General features: G+C 72.9%; 22 protein-coding genes and 1 riboswitch. Of the genes, 7 read left to right on the forward strand and 15 right to left on the reverse strand.

Going from position 1 to position 20,066, the window contains the following annotated elements; all coding sequences use genetic code 11:
• Nucleotides 1–36 precede the first annotated feature (36 nt).
• On the reverse strand, nucleotides 37–1,194 hold the full coding sequence (locus tag E1262_RS10005) for a DNA polymerase III subunit delta' (RefSeq protein WP_132102992.1): 1,158 nt from the start codon (nucleotides 1,192–1,194) through the stop codon (nucleotides 37–39).
• Entirely contained in the window at nucleotides 1,191–1,817 is a 627-nt protein-coding gene (tmk, locus tag E1262_RS10010; protein ID WP_132102993.1) for a dTMP kinase, read from the reverse strand. Before tmk ends, E1262_RS10005 begins: the two co-directional genes overlap by 4 nt.
• A gap of 152 nt (nucleotides 1,818–1,969) precedes the next feature.
• On the opposite strand from tmk, the gene E1262_RS10015 reads away from it, so the two are divergent.
• Nucleotides 1,970–2,641 carry a DedA family protein gene (locus E1262_RS10015; RefSeq protein WP_238992895.1) on the forward strand — a complete coding sequence of 224 codons (672 nt, stop codon included), beginning with the start codon at nucleotides 1,970–1,972 and terminating at the stop codon, nucleotides 2,639–2,641.
• Between the two features lie 2 nt (nucleotides 2,642–2,643).
• On the opposite strand, the gene E1262_RS10020 is transcribed toward E1262_RS10015, so the two are convergent.
• Together E1262_RS10020 and E1262_RS31685 are read right to left on the reverse strand one after the other, a co-directional pair.
• Nucleotides 2,644–3,870, reverse strand: coding sequence for a serpin family protein (locus E1262_RS10020; protein ID WP_132102995.1), 1,227 nt, complete (start codon nucleotides 3,868–3,870; stop codon nucleotides 2,644–2,646).
• A gap of 25 nt (nucleotides 3,871–3,895) precedes the next feature.
• On the reverse strand, nucleotides 3,896–4,018 hold the full coding sequence (locus E1262_RS31685; protein ID WP_275261689.1) for a hypothetical protein: 123 nt from the start codon (nucleotides 4,016–4,018) through the stop codon (nucleotides 3,896–3,898).
• Nucleotides 4,019–4,162: 144 nt separating this feature from the next.
• Here E1262_RS31685 and E1262_RS30265 point away from each other — a divergent pair, with 144 nt between their 5' ends.
• Entirely contained in the window at nucleotides 4,163–4,312 is a 150-nt protein-coding gene (locus E1262_RS30265; protein ID WP_162605849.1) for a hypothetical protein, read from the forward strand.
• Between the two features lie 16 nt (nucleotides 4,313–4,328).
• Here E1262_RS30265 and E1262_RS10025 read toward each other — a convergent pair whose 3' ends face one another.
• From E1262_RS10025 to E1262_RS10045, 5 genes are all read right to left on the reverse strand, one after another.
• A complete protein-coding gene (locus E1262_RS10025) occupies nucleotides 4,329–5,060 on the reverse strand; it encodes a GntR family transcriptional regulator (protein ID WP_132102996.1) in 732 nt (243 codons plus the stop codon).
• A 41-nt stretch (nucleotides 5,061–5,101) separates the two neighbouring features.
• Complete coding sequence (locus E1262_RS10030; RefSeq protein WP_338033351.1) at nucleotides 5,102–5,758, reverse strand: molybdopterin cofactor-binding domain-containing protein; 657 nt, start codon at nucleotides 5,756–5,758, stop codon at nucleotides 5,102–5,104.
• Nucleotides 5,759–5,849: 91 nt separating this feature from the next.
• Complete coding sequence (locus E1262_RS10035; protein WP_132102998.1) at nucleotides 5,850–6,035, reverse strand: hypothetical protein; 186 nt, start codon at nucleotides 6,033–6,035, stop codon at nucleotides 5,850–5,852.
• Nucleotides 6,032–6,493 carry an SRPBCC family protein gene (locus E1262_RS10040; protein ID WP_132102999.1) on the reverse strand — a complete coding sequence of 154 codons (462 nt, stop codon included), beginning with the start codon at nucleotides 6,491–6,493 and terminating at the stop codon, nucleotides 6,032–6,034. Before E1262_RS10040 ends, E1262_RS10035 begins: the two co-directional genes overlap by 4 nt.
• Nucleotides 6,494–6,510: 17 nt before the next feature.
• Nucleotides 6,511–6,801, reverse strand: coding sequence for a TroA family protein (locus tag E1262_RS10045; protein ID WP_203453727.1), 291 nt, complete (start codon nucleotides 6,799–6,801; stop codon nucleotides 6,511–6,513).
• Between the two features lie 10 nt (nucleotides 6,802–6,811).
• Between E1262_RS10045 and E1262_RS31690 the strand changes: the two genes are divergently transcribed.
• Entirely contained in the window at nucleotides 6,812–7,252 is a 441-nt protein-coding gene (locus tag E1262_RS31690; protein ID WP_275261697.1) for a cupin domain-containing protein, read from the forward strand.
• Nucleotides 7,253–7,273: 21 nt separating this feature from the next.
• Here the strand turns inward: E1262_RS31690 and topA are convergent, their stop codons facing one another.
• Nucleotides 7,274–9,895, reverse strand: coding sequence for a type I DNA topoisomerase (gene topA / locus E1262_RS10055; RefSeq protein ID WP_132103001.1), 2,622 nt, complete (start codon nucleotides 9,893–9,895; stop codon nucleotides 7,274–7,276).
• Between the two features lie 160 nt (nucleotides 9,896–10,055).
• On the reverse strand, nucleotides 10,056–10,766 hold the full coding sequence (locus tag E1262_RS10060) for a YggS family pyridoxal phosphate-dependent enzyme (RefSeq protein WP_132103002.1): 711 nt from the start codon (nucleotides 10,764–10,766) through the stop codon (nucleotides 10,056–10,058).
• A 36-nt stretch (nucleotides 10,767–10,802) separates the two neighbouring features.
• On the opposite strand from E1262_RS10060, the gene E1262_RS10065 reads away from it, so the two are divergent.
• Both E1262_RS10065 and E1262_RS10070 read left to right on the forward strand, forming a co-directional pair.
• Nucleotides 10,803–11,666: a YndJ family protein gene (locus tag E1262_RS10065; protein WP_132103003.1), complete on the forward strand. Its 864-nt coding sequence runs from the start codon at nucleotides 10,803–10,805 to the stop codon at nucleotides 11,664–11,666.
• Nucleotides 11,656–12,015, forward strand: coding sequence for a YybH family protein (locus tag E1262_RS10070; protein ID WP_203453728.1), 360 nt, complete (start codon nucleotides 11,656–11,658; stop codon nucleotides 12,013–12,015). The genes E1262_RS10065 and E1262_RS10070 overlap by 11 nt, the downstream gene beginning before the upstream one ends.
• 34 nt (nucleotides 12,016–12,049) lie before the next feature.
• On the opposite strand, the gene E1262_RS10075 is transcribed toward E1262_RS10070, so the two are convergent.
• The 3 genes from E1262_RS10075 to E1262_RS10085 all read right to left on the reverse strand — a co-directional run bounded on the left by E1262_RS10075 (nucleotide 12,050) and on the right by E1262_RS10085 (nucleotide 14,323).
• On the reverse strand, nucleotides 12,050–12,472 hold the full coding sequence (locus E1262_RS10075) for a MerR family transcriptional regulator (RefSeq protein WP_132103004.1): 423 nt from the start codon (nucleotides 12,470–12,472) through the stop codon (nucleotides 12,050–12,052).
• 39 nt (nucleotides 12,473–12,511) lie between these two features.
• The gene (locus E1262_RS10080) at nucleotides 12,512–13,216 is read right to left on the reverse strand and encodes a CAP domain-containing protein (protein ID WP_203453729.1); all 705 of its coding nucleotides are present in this window, start codon (nucleotides 13,214–13,216) and stop codon (nucleotides 12,512–12,514) included.
• 105 nt (nucleotides 13,217–13,321) lie between these two features.
• Nucleotides 13,322–14,323 (reverse strand): M28 family metallopeptidase, encoded by a 1,002-nt coding sequence (locus E1262_RS10085; RefSeq protein WP_203453730.1) that lies wholly within the window; start codon nucleotides 14,321–14,323, stop codon nucleotides 13,322–13,324.
• 76 nt (nucleotides 14,324–14,399) lie between these two features.
• Here E1262_RS10085 and E1262_RS10090 point away from each other — a divergent pair, with 76 nt between their 5' ends.
• A complete protein-coding gene (locus E1262_RS10090) occupies nucleotides 14,400–15,941 on the forward strand; it encodes an HNH endonuclease signature motif containing protein (protein ID WP_132103006.1) in 1,542 nt (513 codons plus the stop codon).
• A 185-nt stretch (nucleotides 15,942–16,126) separates the two neighbouring features.
• On the opposite strand, the gene E1262_RS10095 is transcribed toward E1262_RS10090, so the two are convergent.
• Complete coding sequence (locus tag E1262_RS10095) at nucleotides 16,127–17,419, reverse strand: aminotransferase class V-fold PLP-dependent enzyme (RefSeq protein ID WP_203453731.1); 1,293 nt, start codon at nucleotides 17,417–17,419, stop codon at nucleotides 16,127–16,129.
• Between the two features lie 32 nt (nucleotides 17,420–17,451).
• A riboswitch (SAM riboswitch) is annotated at nucleotides 17,452–17,564 on the reverse strand.
• A gap of 158 nt (nucleotides 17,565–17,722) precedes the next feature.
• On the opposite strand from E1262_RS10095, the gene E1262_RS10100 reads away from it, so the two are divergent.
• Nucleotides 17,723–20,059, forward strand: coding sequence for a Tex family protein (locus E1262_RS10100; protein ID WP_275261691.1), 2,337 nt, complete (start codon nucleotides 17,723–17,725; stop codon nucleotides 20,057–20,059).
• The last annotated feature ends 7 nt before the right edge of the window (nucleotides 20,060–20,066 follow it).

Raw genomic sequence — 20,066 nt, forward strand, 5'->3', positions numbered from 1 at the left:
ACCCTAGTTCCTTCTCGCTCGTGGGACTCGCCGCCATCAGCCCTCGCGCAGGGCCAGCGCCATGGACTCGAGCTGGAGCAGCGGCAGGGCGTTGGCCTGCAACGCCTCGCGCGCGGCGACCACGGCCTCCATGCGGCGCAACGTGGCCGCGGGAGTGCCGGAGCGGGCCAGCCGATCGATGGACGGGCGCATCTCCTCGTTGACCAGCTCGGTGCCCACGCCCAGCTGCAGCATCATGACGTCGCGGTAGAGCGCCAGGACGTCGACCAGCGCGCGGTCGATGGAGTCGCGCTGCACGCGGGTGCGGCGCAGCTTCTGCTCGCGCTCCAGTTCCTTCACCGCGGCCTCGATGTTGCGCGGCTTGCGGCCGGTGGTGCCGGCGCCGAGCGCCTTGCGCAGCTCCTCGACCTCGCGTTCGTCGAGGGCGTCGCAGTGTTTCTCGGCGTCGGCCCTGGCCGCCTCGACGAGGTTGGCGGCGGCGTCGAGGCACTGGCGGATATCGGCGAGGTCGAACGGCAGCCGCAGCACCTCGGCGCGGCGGGCACGGACCTCGGCGTCGGTGGCCAGCGCGCGGGCCCGGCCGACGTGGCCCTGCGACGCGCGGGCGGCGAACTCGCCCAGTTCCTGCTCGACGCCCTCGGTGGCGACGAGGTGCTGGGCGACGTCGGCGTACGGCGGGGTGCGCAGGTTGACGACGCGGCAGCGCGACCGGATGGTGGGCACGATGTCCTCGGCCGTGGGCGCGCACAGCATCCACACCGTCCGCTCCGGCGGCTCCTCGACCGACAGCAGCAGCGCGTCGGCGGCGTCCTCGCCGAGCCGGTCGGCGTCCTCGACGATGACGACCTGCCAGCGGCCGCGGGCCGGGCGCAGCGCCGCCCGCGGAACCAGCTCGCGGACCTGGCTGATGCGGATGTTCAAGCCCTGAGTGACCAGCGACGCGACGTCGGGATGGGTGCGGGCGCGCACGTCGGCGCACTGGGAGCACTGACCGCAGCCACGGTTGGGGCACTGCAGCGCGGCCGCGAACGCCCGGGCGACGACCGACCGGCCGGACCCGGGCGGCCCGGTGAACAGCCAGGCATGCGTCATGGCGCCGCGCGGCCCGCCGTCGAGATATGCGGCGGCGTCGGCGACGGTGCGCTGCAGGGCGGGCACGACGGTCTGCCCGACGACGGGGTCCCAGACGCTCATCCCTCGATCACCTTGTCCACGGCGACGGCGATGTCGGCGGCGATCTCCTCGGGCGTCCGGGCGGCGTCGACGACGAGATAGCGGTCGGGTGCGGCCGCGGCCAGCTCGAGGAACGCCTGCCGGACACGCTCGTGCAGGTGGTCGGGCTCGCGCTCGATGCGGTCGACGTAGCTCTGCCGGCGCACCCGCTCGGCCCGCGCCGCCTCGTCGAGGTCGAGTACGACCGTGAGGTGGGGCAGCAGGCCCTGCGTGGCGAACCGGGAGATGGCGGCGATCTGCTCGCGGCCCAGCCCGCGGCCCTCGCCCTGATACGTGACGGAGGAGTCGACGTAGCGGTCGACCAGCACCACGGCGCCGCGCTCGAGCGCCGGCCGGATGACGTGTGCGACGTGGTCGGCGCGGTCGGCGGCGAACAGCAGCGCCTCGGCGCGAGGGTCGAGCTCGCCGCCGTCGAGCACGATGGCGCGCACCTGCTGCCCGATGCGGGAGTCGCCCGGCTCGCGGGTGACGACGACGTCGCGGCCCCGGGCGCGCAGGCGTTCGGCCAGCAGCGCCTGCTGGGTGGTCTTGCCGACGCCGTCGCCGCCCTCGAAGGCGACGAACAGCCCTCGCGGTCCGGTCACGCCGTCAGCCTAGTGAATGACACCGACAACGTGGGCGTACGCCCTAAGACTGGGGTCTGCCCTACTACCGTCCCTGACTCCGTCCCTGAGAGATCCCTGAGTTCGGCTCCACACCATTGCCCCGGCACCGGTAGGAACCGAGTGTGGAGTCCATGGACCTGCTGTCGTTCGTGGCCGTGCCCGCGCTCGCCTACCTCGTCATCGCGGCGTTCGTGGCCATCGACGCGGTCGTGCCGGCGTTTCCCGGCGAGGTGCTCGTGGTGTCGTCCGGCGCTCTGGCGGCGGCCGGGCATCTCAACGTCGGCTGGTCGATCGCCGCGGCGACGCTCGGCGCGGTGACGGGCGACCTCGCGGTCCATGGGATGAGCCGGCGGGCGCTGCCCGGCGCGCTCGAACGCACCCGGCTCGGCCGGCGACTGAAGGCGAAGATCGCCCGCGCCCACGAACGCATGGGGTCCACCAGCGCGGCGGCCATCATCGCCGCACGGTTCGTCCCGCTCGGCCGGACGACGATCGCTGCGGCGGCGGGTGTGGCGGGCATCCCGCCGCGCCGGTTCGCGGTGTTCGCGTTCGCCGGCGGGCTGCTGTGGGCGAGCTGGACGGTCGGGCTCGGCTACGTCACGGGTACGGTCACCGACGCGCCGCTGTGGCTGCAGGTGGCGATCGGCGCGGCCGTCGGCGTCCTGGTGGGCGTCTGGGCCGGCGCCGCGCACACCGTCATCCGGACCCGGCGCCGGATGACCGACCGCGCCCGCGCCGCCGAAGCCGCGGCCACCGATTGCGACGAGCCGTCGCCGTCACGAACCCCCGAACTGGTCGCCTGAGCTCACTCGGCCGTGTGCCGCGGGAGGCGGTCGCGCATCACCCCGGGCTGCGGCCGTTCCCGCTGCGATGCCCCCGACCAGTCCTCCGGCGAGTCGACCCAGCCGGCGAAGAGCACCAGGCCGCTGTCGCGGTGCACGGCGAGGAAGCCGAACGGACGGTCGTAGCTGACGGCGACCGCGCGGGCGCGGTACACCGGCATCGACACCGCCCGCAGCCCGATGGCGGTGACGGCGGCCGCCTCGAAGCCGGTCGCGCTGAAGATCGCGACGGCGGCCTGCCGCGCCTGGTCGACGCGCAACGGCACCGGGCCGATGGCCGGGAAGTGGTCGCGATCACCCGTGCTGACCGCGCGCAGCCCGAACACGTCGGCCTGGCGGAGCAGGTCGTGCAGGGACCGGACGGTGAACCGGGCGGTCTTGAGCACCAGGCCGGGGCGCTGCGCGGACACCGTCGACACCCCAGGCCAGCGCGCGACGTCGCCACACTCCAGCAGCGCCGCCCCACCGGTCACCGCAGCGTCGTCGGCCACCAGCGGGACCGCCGCCGCGAGCACGTCGCCGGAGGCCCGGTCCTCCTCGCCGAGCACGAGGTGCACGTCGAGACCGTTGTCGCCGGCCACGCGGGTCAGCGTCAGCGGGCCGGTGGCGGAGTCGGCGACGCGCAGGTCGTCGGCGTCGGGCGTGGTGCGCTCGAGCCCGGCCAGCCGTCGTCCGGCCCAGGCGCCGCCGGAGACCGGCCACGGCTCGTCGGAGAACCTGCGCTGCCAGGTCGTGTGCAGGGCGAGCGCCGTCGCGAGGGTCAGCATCAGCTCCGGACCGGCATTGACGGGGAACCGCTCGATCAGCCCGTGGGTGCGCTCGCGCGCCCACTCGTCGAGGACCGGCTGGTCGACGGCGGCGTCGCCGGTGAGCTCGCCGAACGTGCCGGACGGCAGGGTGTCGCGCCACTCCGGGCGGACCTGCGCCGCCTGCTGCGCCCACAGCCCGAGGGCGGCGTCGACGCCGTCGAGGTCGGCCAGCGCCTTCAGCACGTCACGCGCGGCGTCCATGGACTCGTCGGCGGACAGCCCGACGGCGGCGGCCAGTTCGTCGCGCCCGGGCTCGTCGGCGGACGACGCCAGCACGGCCAGCAGCGGCCACAGGCCGGCGCCGGACAGGACGCCGGCGCCCTGCGTGCGCCGCAGCCACGCGGCGGTGAGCTGGTTGACCTCGGTGGCATGCAGGCTCATGGCACCGAGCCTAGGCGCTCGGCCGTCACCACACGACGAGCCAGGCGACACCGCCGGTGATGAGTACGGAGCCGAGCACCGTCACACCGGTCACCGCCTCTCGGATGCGCAACACGGTCAGCGCGCCGCCGACCACGACATTCGTCACCGACGAGACGAGGGAACCCGAGCCCCTGCTCCAAGCGGCGACTGACCGCGCGCACGACGAACGCGTTGGCACACGAACAGCAGGAGCGCGACGAGCGCCTGGGCCTCACCCATCCGAGCCATCGAGCACGACGAGGGTGACATCGTGGAACTGACCAAGCAGAAGATGAGTGCGGAGTTCGAGGACGAGCCGCACTCTGTCCTGACGATCAGGGACGGCGACCTCGACCCCGCCACCGACGGGGAGCTGATCGGCCCCTCGAGCCTGACAGCGTACGTCCGGCCGGAGCGCTGAGCCCCTGCGGCGACGATCAGCGGGCGCCGGCCGCCGCGGGGTCGTTCTCGGAGACCAGCTTCTGCAGCTCCTCGGACACATGCGACAGGTGGTCGCGCAGCCACGTCTTGCCGCCCTCGAGGTCGCCCTTCTCCAGGTGCGACAGCAGCCCGAGGTGGCCGCCGTGCTCCTCGGTGACCCGCAGCAGCAGGAGGTACCGGCCGACGGAGCCGCGCAGGTGCTTGGCCTCGGCGAGCGCGCGCGGCCGCTCGGCCAGCGCGTAGAGCTTCTCGTAGAAGCCCTTGCGGATCTCGAGGCCGTCGGCGAGGTCGTCGGCGGCCTCCATGGCCTCGGCGGACTTGCGCAGGTCGCGCAGAATCTCCTCGGTGAGGTGGGGCATCGCTCGCTCGAGCAGGTACGTCTCGAGCAGGATGCGCAGCTCGTAGATCTCCGCGATCTCGTCGGGCTGCAGGACGGAGACGGTGACGCCGCGATGCGCGTGGATGCGGACCAGGCCCTCACCCTCCAATTGGCGCAGGCTGGCCCGGACCGGCATGCGGCTGACACCGAGCGTCGCGGCGATGTTGTCGAGGTTCAGCCGCTGCCCAGGAGGGAAGTGTCCCTGCAGGATCGCCTCACGGATGAACGTCTGCGTCATGTCTTCGACGGTCTGGAAGGTGCCCCGCACGGACTGGGCGAGCTGGTCGAGAACCTCCTTCCCCGCCGCCGAATGACTGTTGTCCGCTGCGGCGCACTTCGCCTTCGCCATGATCGTTCCCCTGCCTCCGATATTTCTGGAAGATACATTAGTCAATCGCTGCTCATCAGGCGCCACACGCGCTCAGGAGTGAGTGGGAGACGGTCGGGCCACCGGCCGACGGCGCGCGCCACGGCCGCCGCGACCGCCCCGCCGATCGGGGTGAGCGTGCCCTCCCCAGCTCCTTTGGCGCCATACGGTCCCACACCGTCCCTGCGCTCGGCAATCACGAGGTCGATCTTGCGTGGCAGGTCGGACACGCGCGGTACGCGGTAGTCGACGACGTTCGCGTTGGCCAGCTGCGCGCCGTCGTAGACCAGCTCCTCGCGCAGCGCGCTGCCCAGGCCCTGCGTGGCCGCGCCGAGGTCCTGTCCCTCGACGGCGCGCGGGTTGATGGCGAAGCCGACGTCGGCGACGGTGACCAGCTGGTCGACGGCGACGACACCGGTCTCGGGGTCGATCTCCACCGGGACGCCGACCATGCCGACCACCCAGAACGGCGGCATCTTCTGGGTCGCACCGTCGCGGCGGAGCAGCCCGAGGCCGGTGACCTCGCCCGACGACCACCATCTCCAGATCGGCCGGGATGTCGGCGTCGATGCCGCGCTTGCCGGGCAGGATCTCCTCGCCCTTGCGCACGAGGTTGCGTCGGCGGATGTCCGCACCGTCGAGGCCCACCCGCTCGGCCGCCTGGTCGAGGTTGGTCTCACATACGCGGCACGCAGCCCGTGGCCCAGCGGGATCGGACGTCGACGAGCAGCTCGTCGGGTTCCTTCTCCGCGTACTACGGGCCCTGACGGCTCACCCGGGCGTTGCCGATGTGCTTCTCCATGCGGGCGTCGACCAGTGCGTCGGGCCGGTGCAGGCCGACCCGCATCGCAAGCAGAGCTCGGTGCCGCCGCAATACGGCACCACGTCCTCGGACAGCTCGCGCAGCGCCTCGTCGAGCGTGGTGGGTCGCAGCAGCGCGAACGACGGCAGCGTCATGCGGCGCCCAGCACCTTCCCGGCGTTGGAGAAGAACTCGGCGATGATCTTCTCCGCCTTCCTGTTGATGGTGCCGCCGCCCATGGCCGCGACCTTGCCGCTCACCTCGTACACGCCGGCGACACGCACCGTCGTCCAGCCGTCATCCGTCGGCTCGAGGTCGAGCGTCGCGTCGACGACGAGCCGGGAGCCGACCTGACGGTCCTCGCCCTCGGCGTGCACCGTCACGTGCTCCTCGATGCGCACGTCGCTCAGCGTGATGGCGAGGTCGGCGCGCAGCTTGAACGGGCCGAGCCGGTCCAGCAGCACCGCCGTGTACCGCTCCAGGTGCGCCAGTTCCTCGGCCTGTTCGAGCACGCTGATCCACGACACCAGCACCGGCACGTCGGTCAGCGTGGCCCACGCCCGCGCTGGCGGCGCGGACACCGTCAGTTCGCAGCCGAACTCGTTTCGAGGCATGCGGGTCGCCTTTCGTTTCAGCCCTTCAGCTTGGGCAGGACCTCGGTGCCGAGCAGCTCGATCTGGTCGAACCACTTGTCGAACTTGAAGCGGAAGTCGAAGACCAGGTGCTCGACGCCGGCTGCCTCGAACTTACGGCACTCCTCGACGGCGCCGTCGACGTCGCCGGCGATCAGCTGACCTTCCAGGTCCTCGACCGTCTCGAAGCTGCCCGACGGCGGCTTGACCGCCCACTTCGACTTGTTCGCCCAGGCCAGCAGGCCGGGGACGTTGACGTGCCGAACCCCCCGGTAGTCGAAGATCAGCACGCCGAACCTGATCGGACAAGACGCGCCAGGTGGCGATGGCGTCGAGGATCGGCTCCGGCTCGTCGCCGACCGCCTTGCGGTAGTTGTCGACCGAGAGCACCACAGCGCGGCGGCCGATGCCGTACGACCTGGTCGGCGGCGTCGGCCGCTCCGAGGTCCAGGGCGTCAAGTACCCGTGGGAGCAGGCGACTTCCTCTTCATCCCGACCATGCAGTGGCACACGCACGTGAACTCCGGCGACGAGCCGGTGCTCTACTTGGGGATCACGAACAAGCGCATGCTCGACCGGCTCGGCCCGGACCGCAAGATCGAGGCCGGCAAGCACGTCCCGATGGAGGAGGTCGAGCGGGAGATCGCGTCGGGGGACTTCTCGCCGTACTCCCAATACTCGATCGACCCGGAGACCGGGGTCCGCTTCGGCCCGCCCGGGTTCATCACCCGCGGCGACTGACGCCGCCGCGGGCGCCCGGCGTCAGCCGCGCGACCGGGCGCGCGTGGGCCGCTTGCGCGGCGCCGGGCCCTTGGACCGCTTCTCCGCGATCAGCTCGACCGCCCGCTCGTGCGTCAGCTGCTCGATGTCCGTCCCCCTGGGCACCGTCACGTTCGTCTCGCCGTCGGTGATGTACGGGCCGAACCGGCCGTCCTTGACGACCAGGGGCTTGCCCGACGCGGGGTCGGTACCCAGCTCGCGCAGCGGCGGGGTGGCCGCCCGGGCGCCGCGGCGGCCCTTCGGCTGCGCGAACAGCTTCTCGGCCTCCTCGACGGTGACCGTGAACAGCGACGCCTCGTCGGGCAGCGACCGGGTGTCGGAGCCCTTCTTCACGTACGGTCCGTAGCGGCCGTTGCTGGCGATGATCTCGGCGCCCTCGGCGTCGGTGCCGACCACGCGCGGCAGCGTCAGCAGCTCGAGCGCCTCGTCCAGCGTCACGGTGTCGACCGACATGCTGCTGAACAGCGACGCCGTGGGCGGCCGATCGCTCTTCGGGGCGTCGTCGGGGAGCACCTCGGTGACGTACGGGCCGTAGCGGCCGGACTTCGCGACGACGGTGCGCCCGGTGGCCGGGTTGACGCCGAGCTCGCGGTCGCCGTTGCCGCGGCTGACCAGCTCGCGCGCCTTCTCGACGTCGAGCTCGTCGGGTGGGAGGTCCTCGGGGATGCTGCCGCGGTTGCCCTCGGGGTCCTCGAGGTACGGCCCGTAGCGGCCGACCCGCACCGTGAAGCCGTCGCCGATGGGGAACGAGGAGATCTCTCGGGCGTCGATCTCGCCGAGGTTGTCGGCGAGCTTCTTCAGCCCTTCGACGCTGGAGTCGCCGTGCCAGAACTGCGCCAGCTCGGCGGCACGGTCGGCCCGGCCGGCGGCGATGTCGTCGAGGACGTCCTCCATCTTGGCAGTGAACTCGTAGTCGACCAGCCGGGTGAAGTGCTCCTCGAGCAGCCGGACCACGGCGAAGGCCAGCCAGGCCGGCACCAGCGCGGTGCCGCGCTTGAACACGTAGCCGCGGTCGAGGATGGTGCGGATGATCGACGCGTACGTGGACGGGCGGCCGATCTCGCGGTCTTCCAGCTCCTTGACCAGCGTGGCCTCGGTGTAGCGGGCCGGCGGCTTGGTGCTGTGGCCCTCGGGCTCGACGCCGGCCGCCGTCAGCCCCTGCCCCTCGGTGAGGTGCGGGAGCCGGCGCTCGCGGTCGTCGAGCTCGGCCTCGGGGTCGTCGGCGCCCTCGACGTAGGCCTTGAGGAAGCCGTGGAAGGTGATGGTGCGGCCGGACGCGGTGAGTTCGACGTCCTCACCGGTGGCGGCGGTGGCACCGACCCGGACGGTGAGCGTCTCGCCCTTGGCGTCGCGCATCTGCGAGGCGACGGTGCGCATCCAGATCAGCTCGTACAGCCGATACTCGTCGTCGCGCAGACCGGTCTCGGCCGGCGTGCGGAAGGTGTCACCGGCCGGGCGGATCGCCTCGTGCGCCTCCTGCGCGTTCTTCACCTTGCTGGTGTACTTGCGCGGCGCGTCGGGCAGGTACTCGGCGCCGTACAGCTCCGCCACCTGCGCCCGGGCCGCGTTCAGTGCGGAGTCCGACAGCGTGATGGAGTCGGTACGCATATAGGTGATGTAGCCGTTCTCGTACAGCCGCTGCGCCACCTGCATGGTGCGGGCCGCGCCGTAGCCCAGCTTGCGCGAGGCCTCCTGCTGCAGCGTGGTGGTGCGGAAGGGCGCGTACGGCTTGCGGGTGTACGGCTTGGCCTCGACCGAGCGGACGGTGTAGTCGACGTCGCCGAGCGCGGCGGCCAGGGCGCGGGCGCGCTGCTCGTCGAGCACCGCGACGTCGCGGCTCTTGACCTCGCCGCGGGCGTCGAAGTCGCGGCCGGTGGCGACCTTCGTGCCGTTCACCGTGGCCAGCCGGGCCTCGAACGCGTGCGGATCGTCGGACGTGCCGGTGTCGAGCGTCGCGGTGAGGTCCCAGTACTCCGCCGACCGGAACGCCATGCGCTCGCGCTCGCGGTCGACGACGAGGCGCGTGGCCACGCTCTGGACCCGACCAGCCGACAGGCCCTGCATGACCTTTCGCCACAGCACCGGGGAGACCTGGTAGCCGTAGAGGCGGTCGACGATGCGCCGCGTCTCCTGGGCGTCGACGAGGTCCTCGTCGATGTCGCGGGGGTTCTCGACGGCGGCCCGGATGGCGTCGCGGGTGATCTCGTGGAAGACCATGCGGCGCACCGGGACCTTCGGCTTCAGCTCCTCGCGCAAGTGCCACGCGATGGCCTCGCCCTCGCGGTCCTCATCGGTCGCGAGCAGCAGCTCGTCGGCCTCCTTGAGCATGGTCTTGAGCTTCTTCACCTGGTCCTTGGCCCGGCCCGGCGGCACGATGTACAGCGGCTCGAACCCGCCCTCGACGTCGACGCCGACGGGGTTGCCGTACCGCTCGCGCTCGGCCGCGGGGACCTCCGTCTTCTTGGACGGCAGGTCGCGGATGTGGCCGAACGACGACTCGACCATGTAACCGTCACCAAGGTAGCCGGCGATGGTCTTGGCCTTCGCCGGCGACTCCACGACGACGAGACGGCGGCGGGCCGTGCCGTTCGTGGATCGGGCCATGAATGCTCCTCACTCCCCGGGCACGGTGAACCGACCCCTTCGGTTCACGAATACTCCCTGCGACAACGCACGGTATCCGACGTTGTTCCCGAGACGCGAAGAGGATAACCGGACGGCGATCGCGGCGCCCAATGATCAACACCGTCTGTCTGCTGCGATGTCAGGCCGGCTGCGGCCGCGGGCCGAACACCGCCGAGCCGACCCGGACCATCGTCGCGCCCTCGGCGACCGCGGCCTCGAGATCGCCGCTCATCCCCATCGAGAGCACCGGCAACGCGGCGGCGTCGGCCGCACGGTCGCGCAGCTCGCGCAGAGCGCGGTAGGACGCCCGCACCGCGGCCTCGTCCGGCGACTGCAGCCCGACCGTCATCAGCCCGCGGACCCGCAGCCGGTCGCGTTCGGCCACCTCCCGGACGACGGCGACGGCCTCGTCCGGCGCGACCCCGGACTTGCTCGCCTCGCCGGAGGTGTTCACCTGCACCAGCACGTCGAGCGTGCGGTCCAGCGTCTCGAGCCGGCGCTGCAGCCGGTCGGCCAGCTCGACGCCGTCGACGGACTGCACGCAGCTCACGTAGCGGAGCACCTGGTTGACCTTGTTCGACTGGAGATGGCCGATGAAGTGCCGCTCGTACGGCAGCCCGTCCACCAGTGCCGTCAGCTCGGTGTCCTTCGCGGCCAGCTCCTGGACGCGGTTCTCCCCGATCAGCCGGGCGCCGGCGGCGACGGCCGCGGCGATGCGGCCGGCCGGCTGGGTCTTCGTGGCGAGCAGCACCTCGACCTCGTCAGAGGCCCGGCCGGCCGCCACGCACGCGGCGTGGACCCGTTCCCTCACCGCCGCCAGGTTGGCCCGGATGTCCGCGTCGGCCGGCATCGATCCCCTTCCAGGTCGGCCTTTAGAGTCCCTGTCGTGACGGTACTGGTCGGCTGGATCCTCGCGCTCGGGATGGTCGTCGTGGTGCCTCTCGGGCTGCGGCTGATCGACGATGACCGGCAACGGCTCGGGCCGGTCGGCCAGGTGTGGCCGTTCGCCGGGCTGCTCGGCGGTCTGTCGCTGCTGCTGGACCGCGGCGACGCGTTCGCCGTCATGCTGGCCTGCTGCTACGCCGCCGTGACGGCGTGGCTCGCGGTGCTGGCGCTGGTGCGGCTGCGGCGCCGCCGGTCGCTGGTCCCGGTCGAGATCGCCGTGCTGACCGCGATGGTCGCGCCGGCCATCGCGGCCAGCTCTCTGATCGCGGAGCGCGGCGGCTGGGAGCTGCTCGGCTTCGGCATGACGACGCAGTTGCTGACGGTGGCGCACTTCCACTACGCCGGCTTCGCGGCGGCGCTCGTCGCCGGGCTGACCGCGAGCCGCGCGCCGTCGCCGTCGTCGTCCATCGCGGCGCTGACCGTGCCGGGCGGCGTCGCGCTGGTGTTCCTCGGCTACTTCACCGGCGACGGCGTCGAGCTGGCCGGCGCCGTCGTGCTGACCGCCGGCATGTGGCTGCTGGGCTGGACCGTCTGGCGCGACGTCGCACCGTCGGCTCGCGGCCGGCTGACCCGGGCGCTGTTCGGCGTGAGCGCCGCGGTGCTGGCCGCGACCATGCTGCTGGCGCTGAGCTGGGCCGCGGGGCACGTCTGGGACGCCGTCCCGCACCTGTCCCTCACCTGGATGGCGGCGACCCACGGCCTGGCCAACGCGGTGGGCTTCGCGGTGTGCGGGCTGTTCGCCTGGCGCCGCCTTCAACGCACGCCGTCGCCCGTCCTCCCGGAAGGAGCCCTCGATGAGCACTGACGACCGGCCCGTGGCGGCCGAGCCCGCGGATCTCGAACGCCTCTTCGTCCAGCGCGTCAATGACCGTGACGTCGACGGCCTGGTCGCGCTGTTCGAGGACGATGCGGCGATAGCCGTCTCACCCGGGCAGACTGTCGCAGGCGGCGCCGCCATCCGCCGGTTCTTCGAGGAGTACGTGGCCTCCGGCGTCACCCTGACCCTCGGCGACCAGCAGCCCGTCCTGCGCACCGGCGACATCGCGCTGACGTCGACCCGGCTGGCCGACGGCGGCGTGACCGCCGAGGTGGCGCGCCGGCAGCCGGACGGCAGCTGGCGCTGGGCCCTCGATCAGTGGAACGTGCTGGCCTGAGCCGGCCGGGAGGATCCGCGGCGGAACCGGCGGCTCACGGAGCGGCGGTGCCGCCGTACTTCGCGATCTTGTAGTCGACGACGCCGAGGGCGACGCGCAATGCCTCCATGCGGACCCGGACGGCCTCGCGGTGCTTCACCAGCAGCGCCAGCCGGTCCGGCTCCGTCTGCGGACCGGCCGCGACCAGCTCGAAGTACCGCTGGATGTCGCGGATCGGCATGTCGAGCTGGCGCAGCCGCGTGATGAACACGACGCGGTCGACATCGTCAGGGGTGTAGTTCCGGCGCCCAGCGCTGTCGCGCGGGACGTCGAGCAGGCCGATGCGTTCGTAATAGCGCAGCGTGTGGGCCGTCACGCCGGTGCGCTCGGCCACCTCGGAGATGGTCTCGGTGGGCGGGGCCGCCGACTGGGTCGGCGGTCGGGTGATCGGGGTGTCGCGCAGATCGAGCGTCGTCACACCATTGACGGTAGGACTTCGAGCACACTCGAAGTCAAGTCATTCGTAGCCGAACATCTGTGTCCAGTACGGCCCGCCGTCGCTGTCCGCCGCGCCGACACCGATCGCCTGGAAGTCACAGTTCAGGATGTTCTCCCGGTGACCCTGACTGTCCATCCAGCCCTCGACGACGTCCTCGGCGCTCTGGTAGCCCCAGGCGATGTTCTCGCCGCCCCAGCTGTCGTAGCCGGCCCGCTCGGCCCGCTCTCCCGGTCCGACGCCCTCCGGCGTGACGTGGTCGAAGTAGTCGCGCTCGGCCATGTCCTCGCTGTGCAGGACGGCCGCCTCGTGCAGCCTGTCGTCTGCGTGCAGCGGGCCGCAGCCCTCGTCCGCCCGGATCTCGTTGGTGAGGTCGACGACCTCCTGCTCCCGCTCGGACACGCCCTCGGGATCCGGCTCGTCCGGCGGGTTCGGCGTGCCGACGTTGGTGGGCTCCGGCTCGGCCGGCTCCTCGGACTCGGGCGGCTCCTCCGTCGCGGTCGGCTCGGGCTCGGGCTCCTCCGTCGCGGTCGGCTCGTCGTCCGGCTCCGCGGTCTCCGTGGGCGTCGGCGACGCGGACGGCGTCGGGGTGGGGGTCGCGGTGGTGGCCGGGGTGGGCGGCGGCGAGGCCGACTCCAGCGGCACCAGCTCGACGCTCTCCGCCCGCGGGACGGCCACCGGGTCGTCGCCGCAGCCTGCCGTCGCGAGGACCGCGGCGACAGCCACGCAGGCAGCGGTACTCGCCCGCCTCGGCCGCATGCCGCCTCCTGTCCGCTCGACGGAGGGCATTCTTGCCCCGGCCCAGAGCGCACGAAACCTCCGGCTTCCGGATCAGAGCGTGCCGAGCCAGGCCCAGACGACGGCGCCGGCGCGGCCCAGCTGGGCCGGGTCGACGACCGCAGGCACGTCGCCCGGCGAGTGGTAGGCCTCGTACGGGATGCTGCCCAGCCGCGCCGACGGCAGGTCGCCCTTCTCGAACGACCAGTGGTCGCTGGACCGGTTCTCGCAGGTCCGCACCGGAACGGCGGCCGTCGCGGCGGCGGCCACGAGCGCGTCGCGCAGCGCCGTCGTGCCGCGGCCGCCGGTGCACACCGGCACGTGGTCGGCGGCGACGCCGACGCGGTCCAGCGACACCATGCCGGCCAGGGCCGCCGCCTGTGCCGCGGGCAGCTCGCGGACGTAGAACTGCGAGCCGAAGTGGTGCATGGAGTCGCCGTCACCGCGCGGCTCCTCGGAACCGAACGCGATGAACCGCACCGGCAGTCCCGGCGGTTGGGCGGCGGCCATCCGGGCCAGCTCGACCATGACCCCGATGCCGGACGCGTTGTCCTCGGCGCCGGGTGCCTGCGGGACGGTGTCGAGGTGCGCGCCGACGATGACGTGCGGCCGGGTGGGGTCGAACCCGGGCGGGTCGACGATGACGTTGCGCGAGGTACCCGCCTCGACGTCGACCCCCCAGGAGTTGCCGGCCGGCACCGGGAACGGCGTCGTGGTGACCTCGTACCCCAGCGCCGTCATGGTGTCGACGACGTACTGCGCGGCCTGCTGGAACCCCGGCGACGTCGCCTCGCGCGGCCCGATCGTCCCGGCCAGGTGCTCGACCACGGCGTACGCCGCGGCCGGGTCGAACGCCGGCGGCGGCATGGGAGTCGGGGTCGGGATGGTCGTCGGAGTCGCGGTGGGCGTCGGCGTCGGCGTCGGCGAGGTCGCGGTGGGTGCCGGTATCTGGCTCACCGACGGCGGCGGCGCCGACGCGGGCTCGTCAGCGCCACCGCTGCACGCCGTCGCCGTCAGGACGAGGGCAGCGGCCGCCGCGAGGCGGTGTCTGGCCACGCTGCATGGTACGTCGGCAGCTCGCGCCACTCGGCTGAGTCGGACTCTGTCGGTGGGGGTGGGTAAGATCGTTGGCATGTTCGAAGAAGCGCTGTTGACTGCTCCGCCGCCGGAGGTTGCTCCGCCGGTGGGGTGGGAGACGGAGCCGCCGTACGACGATCCGCGCGTGGACAGCATCGACGAAGACCTGTTGCGGGAGTTGTGCACCGGCGGTGAGGCCGCGCCGGCGGTCTGCGATATCGATCAGGCGCCGGTCGGGCCGGAGCTGGCCGCGCGGCTGGCCCGGCTGGATCCGGCGGTGGCCACCGCTGACGAGCTGGTCGAGGCGGTGGCCGCGTCGGCCCGGCTGGCCGCGTGGGTCGCCGGGGTCGAGGCCGGTGTGTCCGCCGAGCTGGCCTCCCGCGCCGAGATGCGGCCCGATGCGACGGGGTGTCGGTCGGTGAACCCCGTCACCAACACCGCGATGGCCGTTGCCGGACGGTGTCAGGTCACGGCCAAGCAGGCGCAGAACCAGGTCGGGCACGCCCTGCAGCTGGTGCTGGACTTCCCCGACACCCACGCCGCGTTGGCCTCGGGTGCGATTGATCTGCGGCGGGCCCGGGTGATCACCGACGAGCTCGGCGGCCAAGAACCGCACGTGCTGGTCCGCGTGGAGGCAGCGGTGCTCCCCAAGGCGCCCGGCCTGGATTCGGTCGCGCTACGGAAACTCATCAAACGGCTGCTGCACGAGCTGGCGCCGGTGGAGGCGGCGGACCGGTACGAGGCCGCCCGGGAGCGCCGCTACGTCGCGATCACCCCCGCATCGGATGGGATGGCGCACTTGGAGGCGCTGCTGCCCGCCGCGGACGCCGCCGCCATTGACACCGCGTTGAATGCCGCCGCGGCGGACGCCAAACGCGCCGACACCGCCGCCGGGCTCCCGGCGCGGACCAAGGACCAGCGCCGCGCCGACGCCCTCGCCGAGCTGGGTTGGGCCGCGCTCACCGCCTGCGCCGACGGCGCCACCGGCCCGCTGACCCGCACGGCCGGTTCTGCCGGCGGCCCTGCCCACCAGACGCCCGCCGCAATGGTCGGCGCACCGTCTGGTGCCGACACTGCTGCCGGGCAACCACCACCGACACCGTCCGGGAGTGGCGCGCCGCGGCGGCGTCCGATCAGCGTGCACATCACCGTCCCATTCGCCACCGCCGTCGGGCTCAGCGACCAGCCAGGCGAACTGGAGGGGTACGGGCCGATCCCCGCGCATGTCGCCAAGGTCCTCGCCGCCGAAGGCGTGTGGACGTGGTTGCGCACCGACGGCAGCGGACAGCTCCTCGACCTCGGCCGCACCCGATACCGCCCCACCAAGGCGCTCGCCGACTTCATCATCGCCCGCGACAAGACCTGCCGCGCACCGGGCTGCCACCGCCCGGCGATCGCCTGCGACCTGGACCACATCGTCCCGTTCGCCGCCGGCGGGACCACCAACCCCGACGACCTACAGGCGCTGTGCGCCACCCACCACAAGATCAAACACCACGGCCACTGGCGCGTCGAACGACACCCCGACGGCACCACCACCTGGACCAGCCCCAGCGGACATCGATACGAGAAACCACCCGACGGGGCCGGACCATGAGGACCGCCGCGTTCACTCCGCCGCGAGCGCCATCACCGGGAGACGTCCGGCCCGCCCGCGGTCTGCACGGTGGCGTCGTCGTTGTGACGCGGCCCTGGCCGCGTCACGCAACCGCACAGTCCGCGCCGACCAGACGGTCGTCGCGGCACGACCCCCTGCACTGCCGCAGGACCCACCGCCGGAGGCTAATCGCAGGGGCGGTCCGCCCTGACGGCGTACGTGCCGGTAGTGCCCTCCCGGACCAGCCGCTCGACCGCGGACAGCAGACGGTCGACGTCGGATGCGGTGGAGCCGAGGCCGATGCTGGCTCGCAACGCACCGTCGCCGGCGCCGAGCCGGCCGAGCAGCGGGTGCGCGCAGAACCGGCCGTCACGCACCCCGATGGCGTGCTCCGCGGACAGGTATTCCGCCACCTGCCGCGCGGAGTACCCGTCGACGGTGAACGCGACCACGCCGATCGCCGAGCCGCTGTCCGGCCACAGCCGCAGCGTGCGCACGCCGTCGATGCGGTCCAGCCCGGCCAGCAGCCGCCGGCGAAGCGCCGACTCGTGCACCTCGACGCAGCCCTCGGGCAGCGCCGCGATCGCCTCGCACGCACGCGCCAGCGCGGCCGCGCCGATGACGTTCGGCGAGCCGCCCTCGTGCCGGGCCGGCGCGGGCGCCCACCGGGTCGCCGCCGTCGTGACCTCGCGGACGGCCCCGCCGCCGGCCAGGTAGGGCGGTGCGGCGTCGAGCCAGTCGCGCCGGCCGACCAGCACGCCGGCGCCGAGCGGCGCGTAGAGCTTGTGCCCGGAGAACGCGACGTAGTCGAGCTCGCCGGCCACGACGTCGATGCGGCGGTGCGGCGCGAGCTGCGCGGCGTCGACGGCGATCCGTGCGCCATTGCGGTGCGCCAGCCCGGCCAGCGCACCGAGCGGCAACTGCTCGCCGGTCACGTTGGAGGCGCCGGTGACGGCGAGCAGCGCGGGCGGGCGCCGGGACAGCTCGACCTGGAGCCGGCTCAGGGTCTGCGCCAGCGTCGGCGCGGCCTCGACCACCCGGTGCGGCCCACGCTGCCAGGGCAGCAGGTTGGCGTGGTGCTCGAGGTCGAGGACCACCACCTCGCCGCCCTCGGGCACGCAGCCGGCCAGCAGGTTCAGCGCGTCGGTGGTGTTGCGGGCGAACACGACGACGTCGTCGGAGCGGGCGCCGACGAACCGGGCGACGGTGGCGCGGGCGTCCTCGTACCGCCGGGTCGAGAGCTGCGAGGCGTACCCGGCGCCGCGGTGCACGCTCGCGTACGTCGGCAGGATCTCGGCGACGTGGTCGGCGACGGCTCGCAGCGCCGGTGCGCTGGCGGCGTAGTCGAGGTTGACGTACCGGGCGTCGCCGCCGCCGGCGAGCGGCGCCCGCAGGTCCGCGCCGACGACCGGCAGCAACGGCTCGGTGGGCGCGGCGGGCAGTGGGGCGTGGACGCGGGGCAGATCGGTGACGGTCACAGGTCCTCCAGGTCTCCGGGACCCGGGCCACGGGTCCGCGCTTGCCGGCTCGGGGTCGAGCCGGCCAGGTCGTCACCCGGGGCACCCCACCGCGGAGGAGGGTTGCCGGCCAGCGAGCCGGGGCTTGGCACTGGCACTCATGACCTCGACGGCGAGCCTAACGGGCCGAGCGGCTGAGCGTCCACGTTTCGAGCCGGATCGTCCCGCATCGTGAGAATCACCCGGCGCGGCGGACCGGCTCGCGGCGGCCCGGCCCGGCGCGGCAGAATGCCGGAGACGTCCTGCCGAAGAGAGTGGAACCACGTGTCCAAGCCCGCCCTGCCGTCCGTCCAGCAGCGCATCACCGACGAGCTCGGCGTCCACGAGCACCAGGTCGGCGCCGCCGTCACCCTGCTCGACGAGGGCGCCACCGTCCCGTTCATCGCCCGGTACCGCAAGGAGCGCACCGGCGGGCTCGACGACACCCAGCTGCGCACGCTCGAGGAGCGGCTGCGCTACCTGCGCGAGCTGGAGGAGCGCCGGGCCGCCGTGCTCGAGTCGGTCCGCGAGCAGGGCAAGCTCGACGACGCCCTCGAGGCGCAGATCCTGCTGGCCGACACCAAGGCCCGGCTCGAGGACATCTACCTGCCGTACAAGCCCAAGCGGCGCACCAAGGCGCAGATCGCCCGCGAGGCCGGGCTGGAGCCGCTGGCCGACGGCCTGTTGTCCGACCCCACCCAGGACCCGCAGACCGTCGCAGCCGGCTACCTGAACCCGGAGGCCGGCGTCGAGGACGCCGCCGCGGCGCTGGCCGGCGCCCGGGCCATCCTGGTCGAACGTTTCACCGAGGACGCCGACCTCATCGGCACGCTGCGCGAGAGGGTGTGGACGGCCGGACGCATGACGGCGAAGGTGCGCGAGGGCAAGGAGCAGGCCGGCGCCAAGTTCGCCGACTACTTCGAGTTCGCCGAGCCACTGACGAAGCTGCCGTCGCACCGGGTGCTGGCGATGTTTCGCGGCGAGAAGGAGGAGATCCTCGACCTCACCGTCGACCCCACCGGCGACGACGGCTCCACAACGGCGTACGAGGCCGAGATCGCGCACCGGTTCGGCATCAGCGACCGGGGCCGGCCGGCCGACCCCTGGCTGGCCGAGACCGTCCGCTGGGCGTGGCGCACCCGGATCCTGCTCCGCCTCGACCTCGATCTGCGCACCCGGCTGCGCGAGGCGGCCGAGGAGGAGGCCATCCGGGTGTTCGCCACCAACCTGCGCGACCTGCTGCTGGCGGCACCCGCCGGCACCCGCGCCACACTGGGCCTCGATCCCGGGTTCCGCACCGGCGTCAAGGTCGCTGTCGTCGACGCCACCGGCAAGGTCGTCGCCACCGACACCATCTACCCGCACCAGCCGGCGAACCGGTGGAACGAGTCGCTGGCGACATTGGACCGACTCGCGCGCGAACATGATGTCGAACTGGTCGCCATCGGCAACGGCACTGCCTCCCGCGAGACCGACAAGCTGGCCGCCGACCTCGTCAAGCTGCGACCCGGGCTGACCAAGGTGATGGTCTCCGAGGCCGGCGCGTCGGTGTACTCCGCGTCGGCGTTCGCCTCCCAGGAGCTGCCCGGCCTGGACGTCTCGCTGCGCGGCGCGGTGTCCATCGCGCGACGGCTGCAGGACCCGCTGGCCGAGCTGGTGAAGATCGACCCGAAGTCCATCGGCGTCGGCCAGTACCAGCACGACCTCCCCGACTTCGCGCTGTCCCGCTCGCTCGACGCCGTCGTCGAGGACTGCGTCAACGCCGTCGGCGTCGACCTCAACACCGCGTCGACGCCGCTGCTCAGCCGGGTGTCCGGCATCACGCCCGGCCTGGCGGAGAACATCGTGACGCACCGCGAGAACCACGGCCCGTTCCGCACGCGCACCGCGCTCAAGGAGGTCGCCCGGCTCGGTCCGAAGGCGTTCGAGCAGTGCGCCGGCTTCCTGCGCATCCAGGGCGGCGACGACCCTCTCGACGCGTCCGGCGTGCATCCCGAGGCGTATCCGCTGGTCCGGCGCATCGTCGACACCTCGGGCCGCGACCTCAAAGGGCTGCTCGGCGACACCCGGACGCTGCGCGAGTTCCGCCCGGCCGACTTCGCCGACGAGGTGTTCGGCGTCCCGACGGTCACCGACGTGCTGCGCGAGCTCGAGAAGCCCGGCCGCGACCCGCGCCCGTCGTTCCAGACCGCCACGTTCAGCGACGGCGTCGAGAAGATCACCGACCTCGCGCCCGGCATGCGGCTGGAGGGCGTGGTCACCAACGTCGCGGCGTTCGGCGCGTTCGTCGACGTCGGCGTGCACCAGGACGGCCTGGTGCACGTCTCGGCGATGTCCAAGCGGTTCGTCTCCGACCCGCGCGAGGTGGTCAAGCCCGGCGACGTCGTGAAGGTCAAGGTGCTCGACGTCGACGTCGACCGCAGGCGCATCTCGCTGACGCTACGCCTGGACGACGAGCTGCCGGCGCCCGGCGCCGGTGGCCGCGGCGGGCAGTCGCGCGGCGGGCATGCCCGCAGTGGTGGGCAGCCCCGCAACGGCGGCGGCCGGCCGCAGCGCGAGCGCGACTCCGCGCCCGGCGGCGCCATCGCCGACGCGTTCCGCCGGGCCGGCTACGGCCGCTGACCCAGCC

Source organism: Jiangella aurantiaca, assembly GCF_004349105.1.
In the GTDB taxonomy this organism is placed as follows: domain Bacteria; phylum Actinomycetota; class Actinomycetes; order Jiangellales; family Jiangellaceae; genus Jiangella; species Jiangella aurantiaca.